This is a genomic window from Bizionia sp., from assembly GCF_048259285.1.
GTDB lineage: Bacteria > Bacteroidota > Bacteroidia > Flavobacteriales > Flavobacteriaceae > Algorimicrobium > Algorimicrobium hallyeonense.
Genome location: NZ_JBLXHU010000067.1, coordinates 1 through 7,487, shown reverse-complemented (window position 1 = coordinate 7,487; position 7,487 = coordinate 1). Strand labels below are relative to the sequence as shown.

The window sequence follows — 7,487 nt, the reverse complement described above, 5'->3', positions numbered from 1 at the left end:
AAGGTCATATAATTCAAAATAATTTAATGATTGGCTTAAAAGGAGACGGATTTAGAGCGCCATTAGTAATTATGAATGGCGTGCCAAATGGTCCTGCAAACAGATATAATCAAGTAAAAGATGTTATGATTCAAAATAACACTTTCATTAATTGCAGTAGCCTAGAATTATGTGAAGGCAGTGATCAAGAACGGTCAGCTACTCCAATAAATACTACACTAGCAAATAATTTATTTTATAGCTCGTTACCAGTAGACTTATTTACTATTTCAGATGATATTTCAGGTATTTCATTTTCAGGAAATAAAATTCAGGGAGCCATTGAAGTTGATCAAAACGGATTTGATAAAGTAAATTTTGAATGGGAAAACTTGGAAATGTATCCAATACCTTCATTAAGTAGTGATTCAGTATTACAAGCAAATAAAACCACTAGACCATTACGAACAGATTTAACCGGGGTTATAAGAACTAAAGTAAGAGCAGGCGCTATTGTTCCAGGAAATAAAAAAATGCCTGTAGCTTTAAGTATAAAACCAGGAGTAACTTGGCAACTAGATAAACCTAAAGCAAGTGATAAAAATAATACATCTCAAAAATATAAAGAAGTAAAGGTTGAGCCAGGAGAGAATACACTTGTAAAAGCAGTAAAAAGAGCTCAAGATTATACGGTTTTAAAATTACAAGCAGGAGAATACACACTAACAAGAGGTATGCAAATATCATCAAACCTTATCATTGAAGGTGCAGGCATGAATGATACAAAAATCTCAATAAGTGATAATTTAGAAAAAGCACCAGGATATATCTTTAAAATTAACGAAGGATATACATTTCAATTAAAATCTTTAGAGTTAGATGCTTCAAAAGAAAAAGCGGTAAGATATGCTGTTATTTCGCAAAATACACCTACGTCAAAATCGTATAATTTTAAAATGGACAACGTTTATGTTCATGGATTTGAAGATAAAGGATCCTCTATTTTTAAAGCTTACAAAGGAACATTTGCTGATACTATCCAAATCACAAATAGTAGAATTGAGAAAACAGTTAGAGGTCTTAATCTAGGTTATGAAAAAGATGATATAGGCAAATACAACGCCGAGGTAATCAATATTAAAAATACCATTTTTAAGGATGTTGAAGAGTTTGCTGTAAACTATTATAGAGGCGGAAATGATGAGTCAACTCTTGGAGGTCAATTAAACATAGATCATTGCGTATTCTATAATGTTTATAATGACGAAAAGGGAAGAGCTTTAAGAACCAATGGAATTGTAACAGTAAATATTTCAAATTCAATTTTTGCACAAAGCCCTTACTCAAAGTATTCTGCAATATTAAAAGGAGCAAATAATAAAGTAGAAAACTCTGTGGTATTTAACTCCGGAGAACTTAAAACGTCAAGCAAAGCAAAATCTAATAATATAAAAATAACCAATCCAAAATGGGAAGACACTAAAAGTTTTCATCTTAAAAGTAATTCTGAATTAAAGAGTGCAGCAACAGATGGAAAAGATATTGGAGTTATTTATTAAGAAAACTAACAAACTATTTTAAAAACCTAAAACAATGAAAACAAGAATCCTTTATTCACTGTTATTTATACTCATCACAAGTATATTTTTGAATTTATTTTCAGCCTGTGATGCAGATACCGAAGTAGACAAAACTGTTGAGGAAATTTTAGCTGCGCAACCAACTATTGTTTCAGTGTCACCAGAATCAGCTGATATTTTAACAAACGTAACCATTTCAGGGACGTATCTAAACTTTGCAGACAAAGCTTTTATTGGTGATGTAGAATGTCAGATTACTCAACGTATTAATGGTAGTACTTTACAAATTGAAGTTGCCCCACAGGCATCTACAGGCATTGTGAAAATTATCACTTCTGCAGGTAAAGAAGCTGTTTCTCCAAGTGAGTTAACAGTAACGTATCCTACGCCTAATGTAACATCTACCTTTCCAAGTAGTGCTACCGTAAACGAAAACATCACTTTAGAGGGAAATAATCTCGAAAGTATTACAAGAATCTCTTTTGGAGACATGGATGGTATTATTCAATTTCAAGAAGACCAAGCTCTGGTAGTAAGTGTTCCTAATAATGAGAATTCGCCTGTTGAGGTTAACTATTATTACAATTCGTCATCAGGAGAAGTTACAGAGCAATTGAGCAGTAGTTTTAATATTCTTATTCCAACACCAATTATTTCTAATTGGCCATCGCTAATGAGTAGAGATAATGAAGTAACCATCGTTGGTACAGATATGAATTTAATCACAGGAGTAAGCGTTGGAGGCGAAGACGTAACGTTAAACACAGCTTCGGCAACTTCAGTAAGTTTTAATGTGCCATCTGGCGTAGTAACAGGTTACCAAGATATTGTAATCAACTACGGAACTGCTGGCGAAATCACTCAAGCAGATGTGCCATACATTAATGGTCAATTTGAAAGTTATATAGAATTCGATTCGTATTCTGAAGACGTTTTTGTCATCGATTTTTCTAAAGATCCATTGGCAACTCAACAATTAAATGGAACAGTTGAGCAACCACCTTTCCCAGGGACTTCATACTATAATCTTAATATGAATACAGGAACAGGTAGCACCATTGCTAGAATGAGATTGCACAACGAAACAGTTAATGATACGTGGCCAAATATGATTGATGCTGGCAATTTTGGAAGCAATCCAGTATTACATTTCTGGATGAATACCGAAGGAACAGAACCAATTTTCAAGATTTATATTGGTGGGACTTCTTCAGCAAACAGAAGACAGCTTTCAGGCTCTGATACTAATACAGGCAATGGCTGGCAGTTATTTGCGGTTAGGTTAAATGGCTTCATTCCAAGTATTAGCTCGGTAGGTTCAACATTTGAGTTTAGGTTCAATACAGGATCAGGAGCTACAGATTTCCCTATTAAAGTAAACCTAGATTGGATTATTGTTACAGATTCAGTTTTAACAGAATTCGGAGCTATTGATGTAACAGACCAATTTGGTTCAGCAGGATAATATTTTCATAACAGATTTCAATTTATAAATGACCTATTTAAAAACATATTGCTCTTTATTTCTACTAGTTGTGTTGTTGGCTTGCGATTCGTCAAAATCCGAAAAACAAGTAAGCAATGCACAAGAAACCAAGTTAATCTTGTCAAGTCATTCAGCTTCAAACATAGCAAATGATTTGTCTAGTAATGCGTTGCTAAAAACGTCTTTTGATAAGGTGTTAAATGATGCGGATAAAGCATTGGCAAACGGAATTGAATTACCAATTCCAAAAGACCCAGGCGGAGGCTACACACACGAAAAGCATAAAAAGAATTATGCTGATATGTATGCGGCTGCAACAATTTATAGCATCACTAAAGACGAAAAATATGCCAAGTATGTTGAAGATATGTTATTGCAATATGCAGCAATGTATCCAAGTTTGCCTTTACATCCTAAAAGCAAGGAAAACCACCCTGCTGGAAAATTATTTTGGCAAGGTTTAAATGAATCGGTTTGGTTGTTCTACACCATTCAAGCCTATGATTTGGTACGTTCTCATATTTCTGAAGAAAACAAAACTACAATAGAAAACCAATTACTTAAAAACGTTGCAAAGTTTTTGAGCGAAGATTCTTATGAAACATTCAACAAGGTTCATAATCACGGTACGTGGTCTGTTGCTGCTGTTGGTATGACAGGATATGTTTTAGAAGACAAGGATATGGTAGAACGTGCTATTCACGGAAGTAAAAAGGATGATACAACAGGGTTTTTAAAACAAATGAACACATTGTTTTCGCCAGATGGTTATTATTCCGAAGGGCCATACTATCAGCGTTATGCAATGTTGCCATTTATTGTTTTTGCTGAAGCAATTGAGGAAAATCAACCAGAAATTGAAATTTTTAAATACCGAAATAATCTATTGCACAAGTCTGTAAATACCATTTTACAGCTTACCAATAAAAACGGGTTGTTTTATCCGTTTAATGATGCAATAAAAGACAAAGATTTTTACAGTCAGGAGCTTGTGTTTGCAGCAAACATAGCTTACGAACGCTATAAAGATGAAAACATACTTCCTGTTATAAAAGCACATAATAAAGTAACGCTTACCAATGCTGGATTAGTCTCGGCAAAAGCTGTTCAGGAACATTCAATAAACGCATATAACCGTCCGCCAATGCTTATAAAAGATGGCGCTAATGGCGACCAAGGTGGCTTGGCATTAATGCGTATGCCATCATCAAAAACTGGACAGCTAAATGCCGTTTTCAAATTTGCCTCTCAAGGAATGGGACACGGCCATTTTGATAGACTTTCCTTTATGCTTTATGATGACGGACGTGAAGTATTACAAGATTATGGAGCTGCTCGTTTTTTAAATGTAGAAGCAAAAGAAGGCGGAAGATATCTGCCAGAAAACAAAAGTTTTGCTAAACAAACTATTGCGCATAACACGTTAATTGTTGACGAAACATCACAGTGCAACGCAAAAGTAAGCGAGTCTGAAAAACACGCACCAATCTTGGTGTTTTCAGATTTGGATAACAACAATGTTCAAGTGGTTTCAGCAAAAGAAACAAATGCTTATGAGGATGTTGTATTACAACGTACAATGGCAATGATTTCATTAGAAGATGAGCAACCGTTTATGTTAGATATTTTTCACGCATCATCGCCTAACAAACATCAATACGACCTTAATTTTCAATATATGGGACAATTGATGGATACAGGGTTTAATTACGAAAAAGAAGAAAATCTATCGCCTCTTGGTACCAAAAACGGATATCAGCATTTATACAAATTGGCATCAGGAAAAGCTAAAGGTAATGTGTCTCGATTAACGTTTTTACAGCAAAATAAATTTTATTCAATAGCAACAATAGCTGATGATAAAACAGAATTTATCCTAACACAAATGGGTGCAAACGACCCAAATTTTAATTTAAGAAATGAGGCAGGATATATCGTAAGAAAGCAAGATGTATCAAACACAACTTTTGTGAGTATTATAGAACCTCACGGCAACTTCAACCCTAAAATGGAAACGGTTCAAAGTCCAAATTCAAATTTAGAAAGTTTAGAGATTGCATATCAAGATGCCGATTATATAGCGATTGATTTCAAATTTAAAAACGGAGAAAACAAGCGCTTTATCACAACCAATAAACAAGCAACAAAAACAACAAATCATACTCTTGCCATAGATGGAGAAACCTACAATTGGCAAGGTGTATATCTATTAAAAACCCAATCAAAATAAACAGATGAAATATCAAAAAATTTTAAGCGACGTCTTTTTTAAATCAGAAGAAAAACCTTGGGAACCAGCGGGCGAAGGCATTAAACGCCAATTTGTAGGTTACGATACCCAAATTATGATGGTAAAAGTAATGTTTGAAGAAGGCGCAATAGGATACATTCACGACCATTTTCACGCACAAACAACCTACGTAGTTTCAGGAGCTTTTAAAGTAAACATTGACGGACAAGAACGAGTGCTAAAAGCAGGCGATGGTTTTTACATTCCGCCAAATGTGTCTCACGGAGCAGAATGTTTAGAAAAAGGAATGTTGATAGATGTTTTTAGTCCTATGCGAGAAGATTTCTTGGATGTTAATCACTCAAAAAAATAAATTTTGAAAGTAAAAGGAATACGTTGGTGGGTCATTGCATTGATTTGCATTGCTACCGTAATTAATTATATAGACAGAACTGCCTTTGGCGTAATGTGGCCAGAAATGGGTAAGGATCTTGGTATGGACGAAGCAGACTATGCCATAATGCTTAACATTTTTATGGTTACTTATGCTTTGGGTAAATTTCTTTCGGGCAAGTTGTACGATATGATTGGCTCTCGTTTAGGATTTGTGGTGTCTATAACTGTTTGGTCTGTAGCATCCATCTTTCACGCCTTTGCAAAAGGATTAGTATCGCTCTCATTATTTAGAGGATTATTAGGACTAGGCGAAGCAGGTAATTGGCCAGGAGCAGTAAAAAGTAATGCCGAATGGTTTCCTGTAAAGCAGCGTGCAATCGCTCAAGGTATTTTTAATACTGGCGCATCATTAGGTAGCATCGTGGCACCAGTTCTTATTGCTTACTTATACGGACATTTCGGATGGCGATCAACATACATCATAATTGGTGTTGTAGGTTTAATTTGGATTATTCCGTGGTTAATTATCAATAAATCTACACCAGATAAACATCCTTGGATTACAGAAAAAGAACGTAACCTTATTCTTTCAGGAAGTATTGAAAAACCAACTGAAACAAGTAACAAAAAAGGATTAAGTGTTGGGCAAATTTTAAAACACAAAGAATCTTGGGGCGTTTTAATGTGCCGATTTTTTATAGAACCAATATGGTGGCTATTCGTTGGTTGGATGCCTTTATATCTTAATTCTAAATACAATTTTAGTATAGCCGAAATAGGTTCAACTATATGGATTTCTTATGTAGGTGGAATGGCAGGAAGCCTTTTAGGAGGCTGGTATTGTGGTAAACTTATGGAAACAAAATCTGTAGATGCTGCACGTAAAATATCAATTGCTATAGGATGTGCTCTAATATTTATAGGGCTATTAGGTATTATTTTCTTGGTAGACGAAAACAACCCAATGACCTTTATCTACATTGTAGGTATAGTGCTTTTCGGTTTTCAATTTTCAATTGGAAATATTCAAACCATATCAAGTGATTTATTCAGAGGTCCATCAGTTGGAACATTAGCAGGTTTAGCCGGAAGTGTTGCTGCATTTTCAGTGATTATTATGAACTGGCTTATTCCAAAAATCACACAAACATCATATACACCTGCTTTTATAATTATAGCAGTTTTAGCACCACTGGCAATCTTGTCAATCATAGTGCTTATCAAAAAAATAGAACCCGTAATCAAAAAATAATAGAAAAAAACAAAGAGAAACGATGAGTAAATCAAACGAAAAAATAGCAGTAATAACAGGAGCTACAGGAGGTATTGGTTTTCAGGTAGCCAAACGATTAGGTAAAGATGGTTACACTGTAATTTTAAATGGTATTGATGATGAAGCAGGCGCAAAACGCGTTGAAGAATTAACAGCTGAAGGTGTTACGGCCGAGTATTATGGCTTTGATGTTACCAAAGAAGATGCTGTTGATAGCAACATTAAAACCATAGGCGACAAGTATGGAAAAATTGATGTACTTATCAATAATGCTGGTGGTTTAGGCGGAAGGTCTAGATTTGAAGAAATGACCACAGAGTTTTATCGCTTTGTAATGGCGTTAAACCTAGATTCAACATTTTTTGCTTCAAGAGCAGCTATCCCTTATTTAAAAAAGAGTGATAATCCATCAATAATCAATTATACATCTATAGCAGGATGGAATGCAGGCGGACCTGGAGCAGGAGTTTATGGTACTTCAAAAGCAGCTGTACACGCTATTACCAGAGCATTAGCAAAAGATTTGGCCGAGTATGGTATTCG

At 34.9% G+C, this 7,487-nt stretch carries 6 protein-coding genes; all 6 read left to right on the top strand.

The window, feature by feature from the left end; translation table 11 throughout:
• Positions 1-1,538 (top strand): chondroitinase-B domain-containing protein (locus ACN0QX_RS14725; protein ID WP_417198051.1); only part of this gene is annotated, 1,538 nt, incomplete at its 5' end.
• A gap of 34 nt (positions 1,539-1,572) precedes the next feature.
• A complete protein-coding gene (locus tag ACN0QX_RS14720; protein ID WP_417198049.1) occupies positions 1,573-3,024 on the top strand; it encodes an IPT/TIG domain-containing protein in 1,452 nt (483 codons plus the stop codon).
• 28 nt (positions 3,025-3,052) lie between these two features.
• Entirely contained in the window at positions 3,053-5,275 is a 2,223-nt protein-coding gene (locus ACN0QX_RS14715; RefSeq protein WP_417198047.1) for an alginate lyase family protein, read from the top strand.
• 4 nt (positions 5,276-5,279) lie between these two features.
• Positions 5,280-5,648, top strand: a complete 369-nt coding sequence (locus ACN0QX_RS14710; RefSeq protein ID WP_417198045.1) for a cupin domain-containing protein — start codon at positions 5,280-5,282, stop codon at positions 5,646-5,648.
• Positions 5,649-5,651: 3 nt separating this feature from the next.
• Positions 5,652-6,923 (top strand): MFS transporter, encoded by a 1,272-nt coding sequence (locus ACN0QX_RS14705; RefSeq protein ID WP_417198043.1) that lies wholly within the window; start codon positions 5,652-5,654, stop codon positions 6,921-6,923.
• Positions 6,924-6,945: 22 nt separating this feature from the next.
• Positions 6,946-7,487, top strand: a 542-nt coding sequence (locus tag ACN0QX_RS14700) for an SDR family NAD(P)-dependent oxidoreductase (RefSeq protein WP_417198041.1), incomplete at its 3' end; no start/stop codon positions are given.